This is a genomic window from Vibrio sp. PID23_8, from assembly GCF_003584965.1.
GTDB lineage: Bacteria > Pseudomonadota > Gammaproteobacteria > Enterobacterales > Vibrionaceae > Vibrio.
The window spans coordinates 423,376-442,821 of sequence record NZ_LIXE01000001.1 but is presented as its reverse complement, the minus strand read 5'-3'; the positions used below and the strand labels follow the sequence as shown (position 1 = coordinate 442,821).

Genomic DNA, 19,446 nt, shown 5'->3' with positions numbered 1-19,446 from the left:
GGTAACGTATGAGCTACGATTTAGACGAAGATATTCTTCAGGACTTTCTCATTGAGGCTGGAGAAATCCTGGAACTGCTGTCTGAGCAGTTGGTAGAGCTGGAAAATAACCCAGAAGATAGGGACTTACTTAACGCGATTTTCCGCGGCTTCCACACGGTTAAAGGTGGTGCTGGCTTCTTGTCTTTGACTGAACTGGTGGACACTTGTCACGGTGCAGAGAACGTGTTCGACGTGTTGCGAAATGGCCAACGCTCAGTCACGCAAGGTCTAATGGATACCATGTTGAAAGCGTTGGATACAGTGAATACTCAGTTCCAAGCGGTTCAAGATCATGAGCCTTTAGACGCGGCAGATCCCGCATTGCTTGATGAACTTCACCGTCTTTGCAAACCAGAATCTGAAGACGAAATCGCGGCAGTGGTTGATGCGCCTATTGTAACGCCTGAGCCTGTTGTCGAGCAGCCAGTTGTACCCGCACAGTCAAACTCTGCGTCAGCAAGTGTTGGCTCTGTTGATGAAATCACTCAAGACGAGTTCGAAAGGCTGCTTGATGAGCTGCACGGTAAAGGTACGGCTCCGGGGGCATCCACGCAAACGCCAGATGTGCCAGAAGAGCCGCTTCAAGTGAATACCCCTGTGGCAGACAGTGGTGACATTACCGACGATGAGTTCGAGAGACTTCTAGATGAGCTGCATGGCATCGGTAAGAGCCCGTCTGCATCAGACGCTGTCTCAGTTGAGCCGCCAAAAGCGCAAGAGCCAGTTGCTCTAGCTGCATCTTCGTTTTTAAGTGATAGTGACCTGATGACAGATGAAGAGTTCGAAAAGCTGCTTGATGAATTGCATGGTGCAGGTAAAGGCCCATCAATTGAAGAGCTCGAGTTTGCAACAAAACCTGCATCGGAAAATGTTGTATCTGAAACGCCAAAAGCGAAATCAGCACCTCAGCCTGAACCTGTCACCGTGGTGCCCGAATCTAAGCCGGAAGTAAAACCGATTGCGATAAAAAAAGAAGCTAAAGCAGTAGCGCCTGCGGCTAAAAAACCGCAAACGGAAGCCACGGTTCGTGTTGATACTTCAACCTTAGACACCATCATGAATATGGTGGGGGAATTGGTGTTGGTTCGTAATCGTCTACTCAGTCTTGGCTTGAACAGCAACGATGAGGAAATGTCGAAAGCGGTATCCAACTTGGATGTTGTGACTGCCGATCTTCAAGGCGCAGTAATGAAAACCCGCATGCAGCCAATCAAAAAAGTATTTGGCCGTTTCCCTCGCGTGGTTCGCGACTTAGCGCGTAATCTGAATAAAGACATTGTGCTGGAAATGCGCGGTGAAGAGACCGACCTAGATAAAAACCTAGTAGAAGCATTAGCGGATCCATTGATTCACTTGGTGCGTAACTCGGTTGACCACGGCATTGAGATGCCCGATGACCGCGTAAATGCGGGCAAATCACGCACTGGTAAAGTGATTCTTTCTGCATCTCAAGAAGGTGACCATATTGAACTGGCTATCGTCGATGATGGTGGCGGTATGGATCCAGATAAACTTCGTGGTATCGCAGTGAAACGTGGCATGATGGACGATGACGCAGCGGCTCGCCTTACCGATAAAGAATGCTTTAATCTGATCTTTGCACCAGGCTTCTCAAGTAAAGAAAAAATTTCTGATATCTCCGGTCGTGGCGTGGGCATGGATGTGGTTAAGACGGCAATCAATACCCTAAATGGCTCTATTGATATCGACTCTGAGCTTGGCAAAGGAACGAAGATTACTATCAAAGTACCATTAACACTGGCAATCTTGCCGACGTTGATGGTTGGCGTTGGAGGCCACCCGTTTGCGTTGCCGTTAGCGTCTGTGAATGAAATTTTCCATTTAGATCTTAGCCGTACCAATGTTGTCGATGGTCAATTAACCATTATTGTTCGCGATAAGTCTATTCCTTTGTTCTACCTACAGAATTGGCTAGCACCGAAGTCTCCTCGCATTCAAGAACGTACTGGGCATGGTCACGTGGTGATTGTTCAAATTGGCAGCCAGCGCGTAGGGTTTGTGGTTGATACTCTAATTGGCCAAGAAGAAGTGGTTATCAAGCCACTAGACAACTTATTGCAAGGTACGCCAGGAATGGCTGGTGCGACGATCACGAGTGATGGTCACATTGCATTGATTCTTGATGTACCAGATCTACTTAAGCAGTATGCTGCAGCTTCACGTATTTAAGTGAAGCTGAAGTTTATAAAAGGAATAAAATGGCGATTAAAGTACTAGTCGTTGATGATTCAAGTTTTTTCCGTCGTCGCGTAAGTGAAATCATCAACTCAGAATCGCGCCTAGAAGTGATAGACGTTGCTGTTAATGGTCGAGAAGCGGTAGAAAAAGCCAAATCACTGAAGCCAGATGTCATCACGATGGATATTGAAATGCCAGTCATGGACGGTATCACTGCCGTTCGTGAAATCATGGCTACGTCTCCTACGCCAATCCTGATGTTTTCATCCCTGACTCACGATGGGGCGAAAGCCACACTTGACGCACTAGATGCTGGTGCGCTGGATTTTTTACCGAAAAAATTCGAAGACATTGCACGTAATCGTGATGAAGCGGTATCGCTACTTCAGCAGCGTGTGATTCAAATTGCTTCTAAGCGTGCCTTTCTGCGTCGCCCAATCGCAAAACCGGCTGCGATGCCTGCCAGTTCGATTAGTCGTCCATTGGCATCTCGTATGGCAGCGCCAACCGCATCGACGCTAAGTCGTCCATTGGCAGCAAAATTCCGCGCTTCGGGCAAAAAATATCAGTTAACCGTAATCGGTACTTCAACCGGTGGCCCTGTTGCACTGCAGAAGATACTGACCCGCCTGCCAGTCAATTATCCGCACCCCATTGTGCTGATCCAACATATGCCAGCAACCTTTACCGCCGCGTTTGCGAGTCGCTTGAATACACTATGTAAGATTCAAGTTAAAGAGGCACAAGATGGTGATGTGTTACAGGCTGGCGTTGCTTACCTAGCACCAGGCGGCAAACAAATGATGGTGGATGGTCGCGCGGGTGCGGCTCGCCTTCGAATTATCGATGGTGGCGATCGTATGAACTACAAACCATGCGTTGATGTGACTTTTGGTTCGGCGGCGAAAGTATACGGCGACAAAGTACTGTCCATGGTGCTGACAGGCATGGGTGCAGATGGTCGTGAAGGTGCACGCATGTTGAAAACGGCAGGCTCAACCATTTGGGCGCAAGACGAAGAAAGTTGTGTCGTATATGGCATGCCGCAAGCCGTCGCGAAAGCGGGCATCTCTACTGAAGATTTACCTCTTGACCGTATCGCAGAGCGAATGTTGGTAGAAGTCGGTTTAGCGCAGGAAACATCATGATCGTTTGGAGTGTAGCGAACCAAAAAGGTGGGGTGGGTAAAACCACGTCGACGGTGACATTAGCGGGTCTGCTAAGTCAGAAGGGACATCGTGTGCTGATGGTCGATACCGATCCACATGCGTCGCTGACCACTTACCTTGGGTATGACTCAGACACCGTTGCTTCAAGTCTGTTTGACTTATTCCAGCTTAAGACGTTTTCGCGAGATACGGTAAAGCCGTTGATCTTGCAAACCGAGTTGGAAGGGATGGACATTATTCCTGCGCATATGTCATTGGCAACGTTGGATCGTGTTATGGGTAACCGCAGTGGTATGGGGTTAATCTTAAAACGAGCCCTTCAGGCGGTTGCTCAAGATTACGACTATGTGTTGATCGATTGTCCACCAATCTTAGGTGTGATGATGGTAAATGCACTGGCAGCGAGCGATCGAATTTTGATTCCCGTACAAACTGAGTTCTTAGCAATGAAGGGCCTAGAGCGAATGATTCGTACGTTAACTATCATGCAGAAATCGCGTCCTGATGGTTTCAAGGTTACCATTGTGCCAACCATGTACGATAAGCGCACGAAGGCGTCATTACAGACGTTAATGCAGCTGAAGAAAGATTACCCAAATCAAGTTTGGACGTCAGCAGTACCGATTGATACTAAGTTCCGAGATGCAAGTTTAAAGCATCTGCCAGTATCGCATTTTGCTTCTGGTAGCCGCGGCGTATTCGCATATAAGCAGTTATTGCTTTACTTGGAGAGGTTAATGTTCGATGAGTAGTCACGACATACTTTCCAGTGAACAAGCACTTGATGATTACTTTAGCGCGTTGCTTGGTGACGAGCCTGGTGCATCTGAGTTAGAAGATGAGTTTGACTTGCTGGCGAAGGAAGTATTGTCTACAGAGCCAGAGCCCAAATTACAACTGCAATACGCAGAACCGGAGTCGTATCAATACAGCGAAATGCATTCTCCAGAGTTAGAAGCGCCTAATTTGGAAGACGTTCAGCGATTGCTTAGCCAACTTGAGTCCACCAATGTGGTGGCAGAGTTGGACATCGACGACATTCTGGAGCAAAACACCATTGATATTGCAACCGAAGCAAAAGTCGTGGTGCCAGAAGTTGAAGTCAAAACAGCGTTGGAACCCGTTGAAGAAATTCAAGAGTGGGTGATCGACGAAGAGCCGATGCCGACTGTTGAGGTTGAACAACCTGAGCCAGTTTGGGAGCAACCAGAAATTGAAATGGTTGAACCGAATGTTGATGTTGAAGTGGAAATTGAACAACACACTGAGACAGAAACAGAACTGGAAACCGAAGCGGGTGCACAGTTACCCAATACTTGGAAAAGTACGCAGCGAAGCGCTGACTTTCAAGTGCTGTACTTTGATGTGAATGGCGTTACATTTGCCGTTCCATTGGATGAGTTGGGTGGTATTCACAATATTACAGAGCTGAACTACTTGATTGGTCGCCCTGCTTGGTACTTAGGTTTACAAACCAGTCGCGAGCAGCAGTTTGATGTTGTTGATACTGCAAAGTGGGTGATGGCTGATAAGCTTCGCAATGACGAATACAAAGATAAATATCAATATGTTGTTATGCTTGGCGATAGCATGTGGGGGCTAGCAAGTAACCAGTTAATGGGCACTGAAACTCTCAATGCTGATAAAGTCCGCTGGCGAGAACAGGCCGCCAAACGCCCGTGGCTCGCTGGAATGGTGAAAGAAAAAATGTGTGCTTTAATTCATGTCCAAGCACTTATAGGCATGCTAAACGACGGTTTAGATGTAAAATCAATGAATTAGATTTGGTCGGGAACGACATTAATGAGGATTAATTATGTCTCAAGCTTTTGAAGTTGAAGTGAAGAAAGATACATCGAATGACGAAGTTCTTCAGTGGGTGACGTTCCAATTAGAAGAAGAGACGTATGGCATCAACGTGATGCAAGTTCGTGAAGTCCTTCGCTATACAGAAATCGCTCCAGTCCCAGGCGCGCCAGATTACGTGTTAGGTATTATCAACCTACGTGGTAACGTTGTTACGGTTATTGATACACGCTCTCGTTTTGGCTTGATGGAAGGCGAAGTAACGGACAACACTCGCATAATCGTAATCGAGTCTGAACGTCAAGTGATCGGTATTCTTGTCGACAGTGTGGCGGAAGTGGTTTACTTACGTTCTTCTGAAATTGATACAACACCGTCTGTTGGTACCGATGAGAGTGCGAAGTTCATCCAAGGCGTAAGCAACCGTGACGGTAAACTGCTTATCCTTGTGGATTTGAACAAGTTACTTTCCGATGATGAATGGGATGAGATGGCTTACCTGTAACTGGTTGAAGAATCATGGCTGAAGAAACCTTTTTATCTTTGCCACTCTTAGTCGGTGGTGCGGCTTTTGTTATCCTAGCTTTGCTTTTGGTGCCGTTACGTATACGTGCAGGCTTAAGCAAGCAAATGGATCACCAGCGTGCGCAAGCTCGAAATGCCGAAAAAGAACGACAAAAGTTAAATAAGCAATTATTGGAAGTTCGCTCGGTGGTTGTTGGCTTAGGTCAGAAAGTCACTGAGCAAGAAGATGTTATTCGACATTTAAATGAGCGTGTTCGTGAGCTTGAACATGCTGATACAGACGGTCGCATGTACAGTCGCGCTTCAAAAATGGTTCAACTTGGTGCTGATATTAATGAGCTGATTGAAGAGTGTGAATTGCCAAAAGCTGAAGCGGAATTAATGCTTTCTTTGCAGAAAAAACTGGCTGGCAAAGAGAAGATCCCACCGTTGAGTAGTCAACCCTCTGATGAGCCGAGCTATCCACCGTTTGGAAGGCATCGATAAATGTATAAAAAAAGAAGCTACGGCTTCTTTTTTTATTTTTAAAATAAAAGCTTATAACCAAATATGATTAATTTCATTAAAGTGTGACTACAAGTTAACAAAAACTCACGAACTTACATACATCATCGCTTTCTTATCCTGTTTTGTCATATCTAAGCTGTGGTAATATAGCGACTCATTCATAATTTAGTTGAAGCTCTATGTTAGAAGTCTCTAACCTAACAGCGATCCGTGATGAGAGGATCCTGTTTGAAAACCTGCAGTTTGAAATTAAGCCTGGTGAATTAGTTCAAATAGAAGGGCGCAATGGTACTGGCAAAACGACATTGTTGCGTATTGTGACTGGGTTAGGCGACAGAGAAGAAGGTATCATCAAATGGAAAGGCGAGGTGATTGAGAAGTCTCGTGATCTTTTCCACCAAGATTTGCTTTTTTTAGGGCACCAAACTGGCGTGAAGAGAGAACTCACCGCGCTAGAGAACCTACGTTTTTATCAGTCTATTCATAATAATCGTTCCTCCGATGAAGAAATCTTTGCTGCTTTGACTCAAGTGGGCCTGGCTGGCAGAGAAGATGTGCCTGTAGCACAGCTTTCTGCGGGGCAGCAACGCCGAGTTGCGTTAGCAAGACTTTGGTTGAGTAACCAAATTTTATGGATTTTGGATGAGCCTCTAACAGCCATTGATAAACAAGGTATTAAAGTGCTTGAGTCACTGTTTGCGCGCCATACAGAGAATGGTGGCATTGTGATGTTAACCACACACCAAGATATGTTTGCAGATAGCACGAAACTTAGAAAAATTAAGTTGGGTGATTGAGATGATCTCTTCAATGACAACCATTATCCGTCGTGAGCTATTGATCGCATTTCGTCGTCAGGCCGATATTTTAAACCCACTGTGGTTCTTTATTATTGTAATCACTTTGTTCCCGTTGAGTATTGGACCTGAGCCAAATTTGTTAGCACGTATTGCTGCAGGCATTGTTTGGGTTGCTGCATTACTCTCTGCGTTATTATCATTGGAACGTCTATTTCGTGATGATTTTCAAGACGGTGCACTTGAGCAAATGATGCTAATGCCGATTCCTTTGCAACTTGTTGTTCTTTCAAAGGTGATGGCTCATTGGTTGTTAACGGGGTTACCTCTGATTTTGATCAGCCCACTGTTGGCCGTTTTGCTTTCTCTCGATTTTAACACCTGGTTGTCTGTGGTTCTGACACTGGTTATCGGTACGCCAGCGCTTAGCTTTATTGGTGCAATTGGCGTGGCATTAACCGTTGGGTTGCAAAAGGGTGGCGTACTTTTGAGTTTGCTGATTCTTCCGCTCTATATTCCAATTTTGATTTTTGCGACATCTGCAATTGATGCCGCTGCACTTGGTATGGCGTATAACGGTCAGTTGGCAATTTTAGGCGCGATGTTGATGGGGGCAATGACGTTAACCCCATTTGCGATAAGTGCGGCATTAAGAGTTAGTGTTAATTAACTCAATAAAGAGCGTCCTACTCGACGTTTGATCAAAGAATTATTTTTAAAGCACTGCTACGGTCTCGGCCCTCTGGATAGTGTCCCTGAAGTAAGAGCGAGAATTAAACATGTGGAAATGGCTCCATCCTTATGCCAAGCCAGAAACAGCTTATCATCTGAGTGGTAAGTTTCTCCCTTGGTTTTCTGTATTGGCCTTAGTCTGCTTATCGGTAGGTACGATTTGGGGGCTTGCGTTTGCTCCATCGGATTACCAACAAGGTGACAGTTTCCGAATTATTTATATTCACGTCCCTTCCGCCATTTGGTCGATGGGCGTTTATATGTCGATGGCGATTGCTGCATTTATTGGTCTAGTATGGCAGGTTCGGCTTTCTAACATGGCTGCTTTGGCAATGGCGCCGATTGGGGCGGTGTTTACCTTTATTGCCTTATTAACAGGAGCAGTCTGGGGAAAACCAATGTGGGGCACTTGGTGGGTGTGGGATGCACGCTTAACGTCTGAACTGATTCTTCTATTTTTATACCTGGGTGTGATTGCGCTTTACCACGCCTTTGATGATCAAAAAACAGCGGCAAAAGCGGCGGGTATTTTGGCGATCGTTGGTGTGGTTAATCTTCCTATTATTCACTTCTCTGTGGAGTGGTGGAACACGCTTCACCAAGGGGCAACGATTACAAAATTTGAAAAACCATCTATTTCGGCAAATATGCTTTGGCCGTTGCTATTGAATATTTTTGGCTTTGCGTTTTTCTTCGGTGCAGTGACGATGGTGCGTTTTAGAAACGAAATTATCAGCAAAGAGAGTCACCGACCTTGGGTGCGCAAGCTTGCTGCTGACAAAGCGCAGTGAGGGAATTGAATTATGCATTTTGAAACTCTAAGCGATTTATTTGCCATGGGTGGCTACGCGGCATACGTGTGGAGCGCATTTGGTATTACCTTTTTATCTATGATCATTTTGTTGGTTTCAAGTCTTCGTCGAGGGGATGCGTTATTGAAAGAAGTACAGGCAAAAATTGATCGTCAAACGCGCGTTGACGCGGCGAAAAATATGGAGAACACCTTATGAACCCGAGACGTAAAAAGAGGCTAGGCATTATTTTAGCCATTTTTATCGGTATCAGTGCCACGGTTGGTTTGATGCTTTATGCACTCAACCAAAACATGGATCTCTTCTATACGCCGACAGAGCTAGTTAACGGTAAGCCTGATGGCAGTAAGCCAGAGGTGGGTCAGCGTCTACGTATTGGCGGTATGGTTGTAGAGGGGTCTGTTCGTCGTGATCCTGAGTCTTTAAAAGTGAGTTTTGATCTGCACGATGTCGGCCCAAAAGTGACTATCGTTTACGAAGGTATTCTTCCGGACTTGTTCCGTGAAGGGCAGGGCATTGTTGCTCAAGGTATTCTAGAGAATGCAACAACAGTAAAAGCGTTCGAAGTTCTTGCGAAACACGACGAAGAGTACATGCCTCCAGAGATCGCGGAAGCCATGAAGAAAACGCATGAACCTTTGCAATATACTACCGAACAGAAACAAGGAAGCGGCCAATGATTGCTGAAATCGGTCACTTTGCTCTCATTCTATCGCTTGCGATGGCGGTGCTGTTAAGCATTCTGCCGTTATGGGGAGCATCAAACAACAACACTATGCTGATGAATACAGCACGACCGTTATCATGGTCGATGTTCATCATGCTGTTTTTCTCATTTATTATCTTGTGTTGGGGTTTTTATACTAACGACTTCACGCTGCAATATGTTGCGAGCAATTCAAACAGCCAACTTCCTTGGTACTACCGTTTAACTGCGGTTTGGGGCGCGCACGAAGGTTCACTATTGCTTTGGGTTCTGATTCAAGCAGCGTGGACGGTGGCGGTTGCAACCTTCAGCCGTGGTATGCCACAAGAATCGGTTGCTCGTGTACTTGCTGTAATGGGTATGATCTCAGTGGGTTTCCTACTGTTCATTATTCTGACGTCAAACCCATTCCTACGTACGTTGCCATTCTTCCCGGTAGACGGTCGTGACTTGAACCCATTGCTGCAAGACCCGGGTTTGATCGTTCACCCACCAATGCTCTACATGGGTTATGTTGGCTTCTCGGTTGCTTTCTCGTTTGCGATTGCGTCTCTAATGACTGGCCGTCTTGATACGGCTTGGGCCCGTTGGTCTCGTCCTTGGACAACAGCAGCATGGGTATTCTTAACACTGGGTATCGCACTAGGTTCTTGGTGGGCTTACTACGAACTTGGCTGGGGTGGTTGGTGGTTCTGGGATCCAGTAGAAAACGCATCATTCATGCCTTGGCTAGCGGGTACGGCACTCATGCACTCCCTAGCAGTAACGGAAAAACGTGGCACGTTTAAAGCGTGGACAGTACTACTGGCGATCTCTGCATTCTCACTGAGCCTACTTGGTACTTTCTTGGTGCGCTCTGGTATTTTGGTATCAGTGCATGCGTTTGCGTCTGATCCATCCCGCGGTATGTTCATCCTAGGCTTTCTAGTGTTTGTCATCGGCGGTTCGCTATTACTGTTTGCTGTAAAAGGCGCTGCCGTCCGTGTTCGCGGCAACTTTGATTTGGTATCGCGTGAAAACGCACTACTATCAAATAACATCATTATTATAGCTGCGCTTGTGGTTGTGCTTGTCGGTACACTACTGCCATTGGTTCATAAGCAAATTGGCCTTGGTTCGGTTTCTATTGGTGCGCCATTCTTTGACATGTTGTTTGCTTGGCTGATGATGCCATTCTCGTTCTTGCTAGGCATTGGTCCACTGATCCGTTGGAAGCGTGACAATTTATCTAAGCTTGTTAAGCCAATGATTATCTCTGGCATCTTGTCTTTCGGCCTAGCCGCTGTGTGTGTTTACTTGTTTGCAGATTTCTTCTCAGTCATGGCTTACATTGGTTGGGTAATGGCAATCTGGATCATCTCGATGCACGGTTTTGAGCTATATGAACGCGCAACGCACCGTCATAGCTTTGTTGAGGGCGTACGTAAACTACAACGCAGCCACTGGGCGATGATGCTAGGCCATATTGGCCTTGCTGTTACCATTATCGGTATTGCGATGGTGCAAAACTACAGCATCGAGCGTGATGTTCGCTTGGCCCCTGGTGAGCACTTCAAGATTTATGGTTACGATTTTTACTTCTCTGGTTTGCGTGATAAAGATGGTCCGAACTATGACGGCTACATCGCAGACTTTGAAATCACTAACGATGGTAAATATGTTAATACGCTGCATGCGGAGAAGCGTTTTTACCGTACTGCGAAGTCAATGATGACAGAAGCGGCAATCGACCGAGGCATCACTCGCGACTTATACATTGCGATGGGTGAGCGTTTAGATGACAACCGTTCTTGGGCTGTACGTATTTACTACAAACCATTCGTTCGTTGGATTTGGGCTGGTTCTTTGATCATGTCTTTAGGTGGTATGTTAGCGATCTCTGATAGACGTTACCGCTTTCGTAAAACAACGAAGAAAGACGGGCAATCCAAGCTAGCGGAGAAGGAGGCATAATATGAATAAGAAAGTCTTATTTATCCCGTTGATTGCTTTCATGATTTTAGCGGGTATCTTTGCCACTCAGTTGGTGCGTAACCAAGGTGGCGATGATCCAACCAAGCTTGAGTCTGTATTGGTTGGTAAACCAGTACCTAAGTTTGATTTAGAGGACTTGGCGGAACCAGGCAAGCAATACGACCAGTCGATTTTTAAGGGTGAACCTTTGCTACTCAATGTTTGGGCAACGTGGTGCCCAACTTGTTACGCAGAGCACAAATACCTGAACGAATTGGCGGGCAAGGGCGTTAAGATCATCGGTATGAACTATAAAGATGATCGTAATAAAGCCATTGGTTGGTTGAACGACCTTGGCAACCCTTACCTCATTAGTCTATTTGATGGTAGTGGCATGCTAGGGTTAGATCTTGGCGTATACGGTGCACCAGAAACGTTTATTATTGATGCAAATGGTGTGATTCGTTACCGCCACGTTGGTGATGTGAACCCACGAAACTGGGCAGATACGTTAGAGCCGCTGTACAACAAGTTAGTTGAGGAGGCGAAGCAATGAAAAAGTTTATCTTAGCCGCTTTCGCCGCAATGACATTTTCGATTGCCGCTCATGCTGCGATCGAGGTGTATGAGTTCGACAACCTACAGCAAGAGCAGCAGTTCAAAGAGCTTGGGCACACCTTGCGCTGTCCTAAATGCCAGAACAACACCATTTCAGACTCTAACGCTGAACTCGCGCAAGACTTACGTAATAAGGTTTATGAAATGACCAAAGAGGGTAAGTCTAAAGACGAGATTGTCGATTACATGATTGCTCGCTACGGCAACTTTGTGACTTACAATCCTCCGTTTACTATGGCGACTGCCATTTTGTGGCTTGGGCCATTTGTGGTTGTTTTAGGTGGCTTTGGCTTGATCGTACTGCGTAGCCGAAAGTCAAAAACGCAGGCTGCACAAGATAGTGAAGAAGAATGGGACGCAGAAAAAGAAGCACGCCTAAAATCACTACTTGAAGAAGAGAATAACGGAGATAAAAAGTAATGACTCTATTTTGGATTGCTACCGTTGTTCTTACACTTGTCGCATGTGCACTGATTGCATTCCCGATCCTCAAGCAAAAAGCCAACAACGATGAAGTATTGCGTGATGAGCTAAACAAAGCGTTTTATAAAGACCGTCTTTCAGAGCTTGAAGAAGAAACCGACGAAGGTTTGGTTGAGAGCCAAGAGGATCTTATTTCTGATCTAAAGCAATCGCTATTGGACGACATTCCGGGTGAGAGTTCGCATAAAGAGACAACAGTTTCTCCGATGGCGGTTTTGATACCATCCGTGATTCTTACCGTGGTGATGAGCTATGGTCTGTACTACAAGTTTGGTGCATCTCAGGATGTGGTGCAGTGGCAGGAGGTGACATCAAACTTACCAGAACTCTCTAAGAAGCTGATGTCTGCATCATCGGAACCACTTAGTGAAGATGAAATGGCGGATCTCACGCTTGCATTGCGCACACGCCTGCATTACCAGCCAGAAGATTCCACGGGGTGGTTATTGCTAGGTCGTATTGCACTCGCAAATCGTGATGTGACAACAGCCATTGATGCAATGGAAAAGTCCTACAAGTTAGAACCGAAAAATCCAGATGTTCAGCTTGGCTATGCACAAGCATTGATGCTATCTCAGGATGATATGGAGCAAGCAACAGCACGTTCACTTCTCGGCAAATTGATGCAACAAGATTACGTCGATCTACGTGTGTTTTCTTTGCTTGCATTTGATGCTTTTGAGCGCCAGGATTTCCCGGCAGCAATTAAATACTGGGGCATCATGCAGCAGATGATTGGTCCAGAAGACAGCCGTTATGAAATGCTTGATCGAAGTATTGAAAGTGCTCGTAAACAAATGGGCGAGGCCGTTTCACCAGATAAGAGCGTTGCGGTAACCATTAATGTTGCGCCAGAGGTTCAACTTGATCCGAATGCGGTAGTGATTGTTTCAATCCACCGTGCTGATGGCTCTCCAATGCCAGTAGCCGCTGCTCGTTACCCTCTGGGGACTTTCCCTCGCACGGTAGTTCTAGATGACGGTAATGCGATGATGGAAGGCCAAAAACTGTCTTCTCTAGAGAAGTTGATCGTTCGTGTTCGTATTGACTCTGATGGCAACGTCGCAACACGTGACCAAGACTGGCACGGTGAGAGTGAAGTAGTGACATTTGGTCAGCCAGTGGAAGTCCTTATTGATAAACAGTATCAATAATACACAAGCGCTTCTGATATATGATACTCTGTGATTATCAAGGCAGATTTGTGGTATGACTACAAATGTTCGAGTAGAATGACGGAGGCCAGCATTAGCTGGCCTTTATTTTAATCGTCGTAATGGAACGCAGAATGTATAACAAGGGTAAATCTATCTTCTTGTTGCTGTTTGCAGTTGGACTGGTTGGTTGTTCAACGGCACCTGAACACGCAGTCACTGAAGAAAATGAAACGAATCAAACGACTTCTGATGTTTACGATCCGTTAGAAGGTTTTAACCGCGCGATGTGGGAAATCAATTACGAATACCTTGATCCGTATTTGGTTCGCCCAATTTCTCTTGCATATGTAGACTATACTCCTGTCCCTATTCGTTCCGGGATCGCTAACTTTTTGGCCAACTTAGACGAGCCAGCAAGCGTGGTCAATAACCTGATTATGGGGAACGGCACCAAAGCGGTGGATCACTTTAACCGCTTTTGGATTAACTCTACCTTCGGTGTTTTAGGGGTGATCGATATTGCTACCGCCGCCGGTATCACCAAGTACGACAACAAAGCATTTAGCGACGCGGTTGGTCATTATGGTGTAGGTAATGGCCCATACTTTATGGTTCCGGGCTATGGCCCTTATACCCTGCGCGAAGTGACGGATACCGTTGATGGTATGTATGTGCCTTTGTCATACCTTAACTTTTGGGCTGGCCTCGGTAAGTGGGCACTAGAAGGGATGGAAAAACGCGCTTTGGTCGTTCCACAAGAAGCCCAACTTGAAGCATCGCCAGATCCATATGTGTTAACCCGTGATGTTTACTTGCAGCGCCAAGATTTTAAAGCGGAAATCACTACCACCGATGAAGTGGACGAAGACGAAGAAGCGTACTTGGACGAATATCTAGAAGAAGATTTCTAAGCGATTAGCGCAGACAAACAAAAAAGGCTTAGCGAATGCTAAGCCTTTCTTTTATCGGTTGAAAATGTTCGAATTAGAACTTGTAGTTCGCTTGAACACCGATTAGCCACACGTTGCCCGTCACTTCACCTTCAAACGCACCACCGAAATCTGCAGGGTCAGTCATCAAGTCAGCGCCAGGGGTACGGCCTTCATGCATTGAAGCATCTTTTGCGAAGATGTATGTAAAACCAGCGTCTAGAGTTAGGTTCTTAGACCATTCGTAGCCTGCGCCAACACTTAGCCATAGACGGTCGGTTTCTGGAATCGTTGCTGTACGGTGCTCTTCGCTAACAGCTGAAGTATCGTATGCAACGCCAGAGCGCAGTGTCCATTTTTGGTCAAGCTTGTAAGTTGAACCAACAGCAAAGCGGTAGTTGTCATCCCAGTTTTCTTCTTTGATCAGGTTTGATGCTTCACCTGGGAAGTCGGCAACAAGCTCTTTAAAACTGCTCCAATTAGTCCAGTTGATGCTTGCATGAACAGCAAGTTGATCATTTAGTTGGTGGAAACTTGCTAGTTCTGCGGTTGCAGGCAGAGCGAGCTCCATTGAGCCATCTTTTTTTGTATTACCGGTTAGGCCGAATCCAACACCTTGAGCATAACCTTCTAGCGTAAGGTCGACTTCAGATTTGTAAGCAAAACCAATACGGTTGTTGTCATTGATTTGCCATGCAGTGCCTACTTGCCAACCCCAAGCGGTGTCGTCACCTTCCATATACTTAAGTGTGGTACCAGATAAATGCTCGCCCATTTGTGGTGGCATAACTGCCCCGAAGCTGCCGTCTGCCATGATGTAACGAACACCACCACCAATGCTTAGCTGTTCATTCAGTTTGTACGCTGCGTTTAGGTTTGCTTCCATCGAGAACACGCTCGCTTGGTTACCAAAGTTTGCTGCCGCAAAATCTTTGCCTAGATCGGTTTCCATGCCGTAGTTGGTGCCAAGTGCAAAACCAACCGCTAGCTTGTCATTGTATTGGTGAGAAAGGTAAAAGTTAGGAATGATGGCATCGTGTGCAAAGTCATGAGAGCTTGCTGGTAGTGTAGCTCCACCATCAACATGCATTTGACCATCCACATCAATATTTGGGTTTACATAGATAGCACCAACAGACACCTGTGTACCTTCTAGGTAAGTCAGCATTGCAGGGTTGCGCCACTGTGAACTTGCGTTATCTGCCATTGCTGCTTCACCTGCGTACGCGCGGCCTAGACCTGTAGCAGAATATTCTGCAAGTTGGAAACCCGCCGCATTGGCGATGCCAGAGGTACTAAGTAGGCTGAATGCCACTGCTGTTGATAGGAGAGTCTTGTTGGTTTTCATTGTAATGTTCGCTGAGTTATTGATAACGTGGGCCGAAAGTTTACGCCTAGAGTGTTTACTTTAAAAATGAGATTCCGTAAATGGTTGTTTTTCGAAATATAAAACCATAAAAACTTAATTAACTAAGATATAAAACCAATAGTGAAGGGCGTGTGAATAAATTTCAGCGAACAGTTGTGAGGCATAAAGGTGGTTTTTGATTACACCTGTACGCTTAAATTGAGTGAATGGAAAGTGATAGATATGAAAAAAAGGCTGGAATTCCAGCCTTTTATATAGAGAGTGCTAATATTATCTATCAGCGCTGCGCTTAGAAACTGCGGCTGTATTGTAAGCCGACTAGGATTGCATCAGCTTGAGTTGTAGCATTTACTGACGTAGCCGTGAGGTTACCTACTTTAATTGATTCTTCTACATCAACTTTATCACCCATTAGGTAAGTAAAGCCAAAGTCAACGTTAGATTTGGTATCAATATGGTAGGTGAAGCCTGCAGATAGCCATTGACGATCGGAATCTGGTACAGAAATTGAAGTCAAACTATCTTGTGCACTTGTGTCGTACATGTAACCCGTACGTAGCGTCCAATCGTTGTTTAGGTAGTAAGTACCGCCGATCGCGTAGTGCCAGCCATCTTGCCATTGGTAATCTTTATCATATGCACCACTAGAACCACCGATAGGTGAAGATGAAGCGTCTAAATTACGGAATTCGATTTTCTCAAACGCACTCCAGCCGATGTACTGGATAGAGTAGTGAACCGCAAATTTAGTATCTTCAATTTTGTGGTAACCAGAGAATTCTGCAATGTCTGGCAATGGGAGCGTGATTTTTTGGCCTTTATCGTCTTTCGCTTCAAACTCTGGACTGTAGCGGTAAGCAAAACCAAAACGGTTATTTTCATCTAATTCGTAGACTGTACCTACGTTAAAGCCAACTGCAAAACCATCAGCTTTGTCAACGTTTAGTGCGTAAGGAGCAGCACCAAAAATACCAGGGTTACCGCGCTTCATTGTACCTTGGCCGTAGATTAGATCTAAGCCTGCGCCAAAGCTCCATTGATCGTTTAGACGATATGAACCAGCAAGGCCAAAGTTGAAGCTCTTAACATCTGTTAGACCGCCGTACTCAGATGCAATGTAGTCATCTGAAAATTCAGTTTTAGTACCAAAGTTTGAGTAAGCATTCACACCCCAAGCAAATTTTTCATTAACAGGAACAATGAGGTGGATGTTTGGTGCGATTGAAGTACCGCCTACGTCATCTGTATCGGGAACATCTGCTACGATAGGTGGTTTTCCACCTAACATAGGTAAATTATTACGATATGTTGCATCTTTCACTTCGATCATTGAAGTGATGCTTTCAAAACCAAGAGATAGCTCCATTTTATCAAATAGCGCCATTGCTGCAGGGTTACGTGCCATTACAGAAGCGTTATCTGCAATTACCGCATCACCTGCGAATGCACGACCGATACCAGTCGCTGATTGTGCGTTTAGCTGGAAACCAGCTGCCATTGCTTGACCAGATGCCATTGCAACCGTCACTGCTAGGAGAGTCTTTTTGAACAGACGCGTATTCTGAGTCATTTTTTATTCCTTATAAGTTTCGTCTCTTTGGACGATAAGTTGAGCTTTTGCTCAGTGGCGCAGATAGTAGTATTAAGAGTGGACCATACAAATCCGACCATTGGATAAATTTGAATAAAAATTGCAGAAATGATGTCTAAATGTCGGGAAATTGCACCTAAAGTTCATAATTTAGAGTTATAACTCTAAGCTTGAGCTGTGTTGTGAATAGCGAGGTGGTAACTAATAATCAAAATGCCGCTAAATTTGTTGATTTAGCGGCATTTGCATGGGTATTGGTGCTTTATCGTCGAAGTTACTATATAGGTTGGATCCGTGGGGCAAGTTGGTTGGCAATAGCCTCGATGTCTTCACCCTTTTCACCGACGAGTATCATGCTTGCTTTACCAACCGGTTTCACAACGCCACTCATACCATCTTGATTAAAGTCCGTTGACTGTTCACTAGCAATGCCAGTAACAAATAAGGTGACTTTGCCGATTGCACCTTGGAATACCATGTGTAACGCATTGGATTCACCAAAACCACAGTGATTTAAGTAGTAGACGTGGTATGGGAACCCATCAGTAAACTGATAGTCAAATGGAGACATTTTGGCGTTAATTTGTGAGTTCGGGACATTTTCATTCAAGTGACGTATGAATGCCTCTTCGTGAGCCACGTGTTTCATGGCTGTCTCGGCCAAACTTGCTTGCGCGGGGGGGGCAATGATGTTGCCCCAGTTGAGCTGACCAATCAATAAGCCCGCAGTAAACGCGACAGAGGCCGCTAATGCCAAGGCTTTGCGTGCTAAGGTAGGCCTTATAACATTTTCATTACCAAGTGCGGTTGACGTTTGGCTAAACAAAATTTTGTCAGCCAAATCTTCTGGTACGTTGACATTCATTGCCTGTTTAATTTTTAGGTCGAGATCCAAAACGTCATCAACAAACTTACTGTTAGCATCATTCCTAGCTAAAGTTTGCAGAATCTCTTCATCTTTGTGTTTTGGATCCGACAAAATACGACGACGGAATTCTAAATCATCCATTTTTTTGCCCTCTTTGAGTATCTTGAGAATCCAACATCTCTTTAAGTTGATTGCGTGCGCGGAACAGTCGAGTCATCACCGTGTTCTTGTTGAGTTCTAGGATGTCACCGATCTCTTCGCCGCTGAAGCCACCAACAACTTGAAGGAACAGGGGTTCCCGATACTCGACATCCAGCTTCATGATTTGAGCTTGTAACCATTCCTGCTGATGATGAGGCTCATCGCTGACTTTGGCATCGTTGCCGTAGTCGTCGATATTCACTAAATCAAACTGTTTGCGCTCAAAGCGTCGCGCATTCTCTCGTCTTAATATCGTTATGAGCCAAGATTTAGCTGCCTTTTCATCTTGAAGACTATCGAGTGACTTCCACGCACGCAAACAGGTTTCTTGAACCAAATCTTCTGCAATCGCCTTATCTCTGCACAACCAGTAAGCGTAGCGGTACAAGTCCCTGTGATAGCCCCGAACAAGAGCTTCGTATTTTCTTTGTCTGTCCATATCAGAGTTGACCGGACTGTCGGAATTTTTCTTCCGGAATATTTTAAAAAGTGCCACAGGAGCCTCCATTTTGCTCTGTGAGGTCTAAAACACTGACTGTGACATGGATACACTGTCATTATCATTAGGTCCCTTGACCTTGACGGTTTGATAGTTTTGAAAATGGCATAATCGCTATAAAATTGATCTACTTCAAAATCTCACACAGCGAAGGCGCTATAGTACATCTTGTCATCTCGTTAGTCTTTGACGGCTAACATGTTGAGCAAGATGACACTTCCTTTTGAAGGCTGACTTTACTTTCTCCTAATCAGGAAACTGATTAATTTTACAATTGGCGTAGGTTAATTGTTTTATAGATATTCCGACCACACAACTTTGTGTGGTTTTTTTTTGCCTCAATTTCACGATTGTCCTCCCTCCTAGCCATCGCTTATCTATTTCAAATACGGAGGTGTTGGTGGTCATGCCCAAGCCACATCGCCCTTTGAGCGTTGGTATATACAAATAACGTCAAGTCGCAGAAGAATAGAACTACTTGCTT

At 45.3% G+C, this 19,446-nt stretch carries 20 protein-coding genes; 16 read left to right on the top strand and 4 right to left on the bottom strand.

Annotated elements, in window-relative coordinates; all coding sequences use genetic code 11:
• Window positions 1-8 precede the first annotated feature (8 nt).
• From AK966_RS02000 to AK966_RS01925, 16 genes are all read left to right on the top strand, one after another.
• Window positions 9-2,231 carry a chemotaxis protein CheA gene (locus AK966_RS02000; RefSeq protein ID WP_119463439.1) on the top strand — a complete coding sequence of 741 codons (2,223 nt, stop codon included), beginning with the start codon at window positions 9-11 and terminating at the stop codon, window positions 2,229-2,231.
• 29 nt (window positions 2,232-2,260) lie between these two features.
• A complete protein-coding gene (locus AK966_RS01995; RefSeq protein ID WP_119463438.1) occupies window positions 2,261-3,388 on the top strand; it encodes a chemotaxis response regulator protein-glutamate methylesterase in 1,128 nt (375 codons plus the stop codon).
• On the top strand, window positions 3,385-4,161 hold the full coding sequence (locus AK966_RS01990) for a ParA family protein (protein WP_099079788.1): 777 nt from the start codon (window positions 3,385-3,387) through the stop codon (window positions 4,159-4,161). Before AK966_RS01995 ends, AK966_RS01990 begins: the two co-directional genes overlap by 4 nt.
• The gene (locus AK966_RS01985; protein WP_119463437.1) at window positions 4,154-5,191 is read left to right on the top strand and encodes a chemotaxis protein CheW; all 1,038 of its coding nucleotides are present in this window, start codon (window positions 4,154-4,156) and stop codon (window positions 5,189-5,191) included. Before AK966_RS01990 ends, AK966_RS01985 begins: the two co-directional genes overlap by 8 nt.
• Before the next feature lie 34 nt (window positions 5,192-5,225).
• Window positions 5,226-5,720 (top strand): chemotaxis protein CheW, encoded by a 495-nt coding sequence (locus tag AK966_RS01980; protein ID WP_099079790.1) that lies wholly within the window; start codon window positions 5,226-5,228, stop codon window positions 5,718-5,720.
• Between the two features lie 14 nt (window positions 5,721-5,734).
• Window positions 5,735-6,226 carry a DUF2802 domain-containing protein gene (locus AK966_RS01975; RefSeq protein ID WP_099079791.1) on the top strand — a complete coding sequence of 164 codons (492 nt, stop codon included), beginning with the start codon at window positions 5,735-5,737 and terminating at the stop codon, window positions 6,224-6,226.
• 200 nt (window positions 6,227-6,426) lie between these two features.
• Window positions 6,427-7,044 (top strand): cytochrome c biogenesis heme-transporting ATPase CcmA, encoded by a 618-nt coding sequence (gene ccmA / locus AK966_RS01970; protein ID WP_099079792.1) that lies wholly within the window; start codon window positions 6,427-6,429, stop codon window positions 7,042-7,044.
• Window position 7,045: 1 nt separating this feature from the next.
• On the top strand, window positions 7,046-7,714 hold the full coding sequence (gene ccmB, locus AK966_RS01965) for a heme exporter protein CcmB (RefSeq protein WP_099079793.1): 669 nt from the start codon (window positions 7,046-7,048) through the stop codon (window positions 7,712-7,714).
• Between the two features lie 109 nt (window positions 7,715-7,823).
• Window positions 7,824-8,567: a heme ABC transporter permease gene (locus AK966_RS01960; RefSeq protein ID WP_099079794.1), complete on the top strand. Its 744-nt coding sequence runs from the start codon at window positions 7,824-7,826 to the stop codon at window positions 8,565-8,567.
• Window positions 8,568-8,579: 12 nt separating this feature from the next.
• Window positions 8,580-8,786: a heme exporter protein CcmD gene (ccmD, locus tag AK966_RS01955; RefSeq protein ID WP_099079795.1), complete on the top strand. Its 207-nt coding sequence runs from the start codon at window positions 8,580-8,582 to the stop codon at window positions 8,784-8,786.
• On the top strand, window positions 8,783-9,268 hold the full coding sequence (gene ccmE / locus AK966_RS01950) for a cytochrome c maturation protein CcmE (protein WP_099079796.1): 486 nt from the start codon (window positions 8,783-8,785) through the stop codon (window positions 9,266-9,268). The genes ccmD and ccmE overlap by 4 nt, the downstream gene beginning before the upstream one ends.
• Complete coding sequence (locus AK966_RS01945) at window positions 9,265-11,247, top strand: heme lyase CcmF/NrfE family subunit (protein WP_099079797.1); 1,983 nt, start codon at window positions 9,265-9,267, stop codon at window positions 11,245-11,247. Before ccmE ends, AK966_RS01945 begins: the two co-directional genes overlap by 4 nt.
• 1 nt (window position 11,248) lies before the next feature.
• Window positions 11,249-11,803, top strand: coding sequence for a DsbE family thiol:disulfide interchange protein (locus AK966_RS01940; protein WP_099079798.1), 555 nt, complete (start codon window positions 11,249-11,251; stop codon window positions 11,801-11,803).
• Entirely contained in the window at window positions 11,800-12,285 is a 486-nt protein-coding gene (locus AK966_RS01935; protein ID WP_099079799.1) for a cytochrome c-type biogenesis protein, read from the top strand. The genes AK966_RS01940 and AK966_RS01935 overlap by 4 nt, the downstream gene beginning before the upstream one ends.
• Window positions 12,285-13,502: a c-type cytochrome biogenesis protein CcmI gene (gene ccmI / locus AK966_RS01930; protein ID WP_099079800.1), complete on the top strand. Its 1,218-nt coding sequence runs from the start codon at window positions 12,285-12,287 to the stop codon at window positions 13,500-13,502. Before AK966_RS01935 ends, ccmI begins: the two co-directional genes overlap by 1 nt.
• Window positions 13,503-13,636: 134 nt before the next feature.
• Window positions 13,637-14,416, top strand: a complete 780-nt coding sequence (locus AK966_RS01925; protein WP_119463436.1) for a VacJ family lipoprotein — start codon at window positions 13,637-13,639, stop codon at window positions 14,414-14,416.
• Window positions 14,417-14,489: 73 nt separating this feature from the next.
• Here the strand turns inward: AK966_RS01925 and AK966_RS01920 are convergent, their stop codons facing one another.
• The 4 genes from AK966_RS01920 to AK966_RS01905 form a co-directional block, all read right to left on the bottom strand.
• Window positions 14,490-15,782 (bottom strand): outer membrane protein transport protein, encoded by a 1,293-nt coding sequence (locus tag AK966_RS01920; RefSeq protein WP_119463435.1) that lies wholly within the window; start codon window positions 15,780-15,782, stop codon window positions 14,490-14,492.
• A gap of 310 nt (window positions 15,783-16,092) precedes the next feature.
• Window positions 16,093-17,373, bottom strand: coding sequence for an outer membrane protein transport protein (locus AK966_RS01915; protein ID WP_119463434.1), 1,281 nt, complete (start codon window positions 17,371-17,373; stop codon window positions 16,093-16,095).
• A 298-nt stretch (window positions 17,374-17,671) separates the two neighbouring features.
• A complete protein-coding gene (locus tag AK966_RS01910; protein WP_099079804.1) occupies window positions 17,672-18,403 on the bottom strand; it encodes a DUF3379 domain-containing protein in 732 nt (243 codons plus the stop codon).
• Entirely contained in the window at window positions 18,396-18,971 is a 576-nt protein-coding gene (locus AK966_RS01905) for a sigma-70 family RNA polymerase sigma factor (protein ID WP_119463433.1), read from the bottom strand. Before AK966_RS01905 ends, AK966_RS01910 begins: the two co-directional genes overlap by 8 nt.
• Window positions 18,972-19,446: the final 475 nt, after the last annotated feature.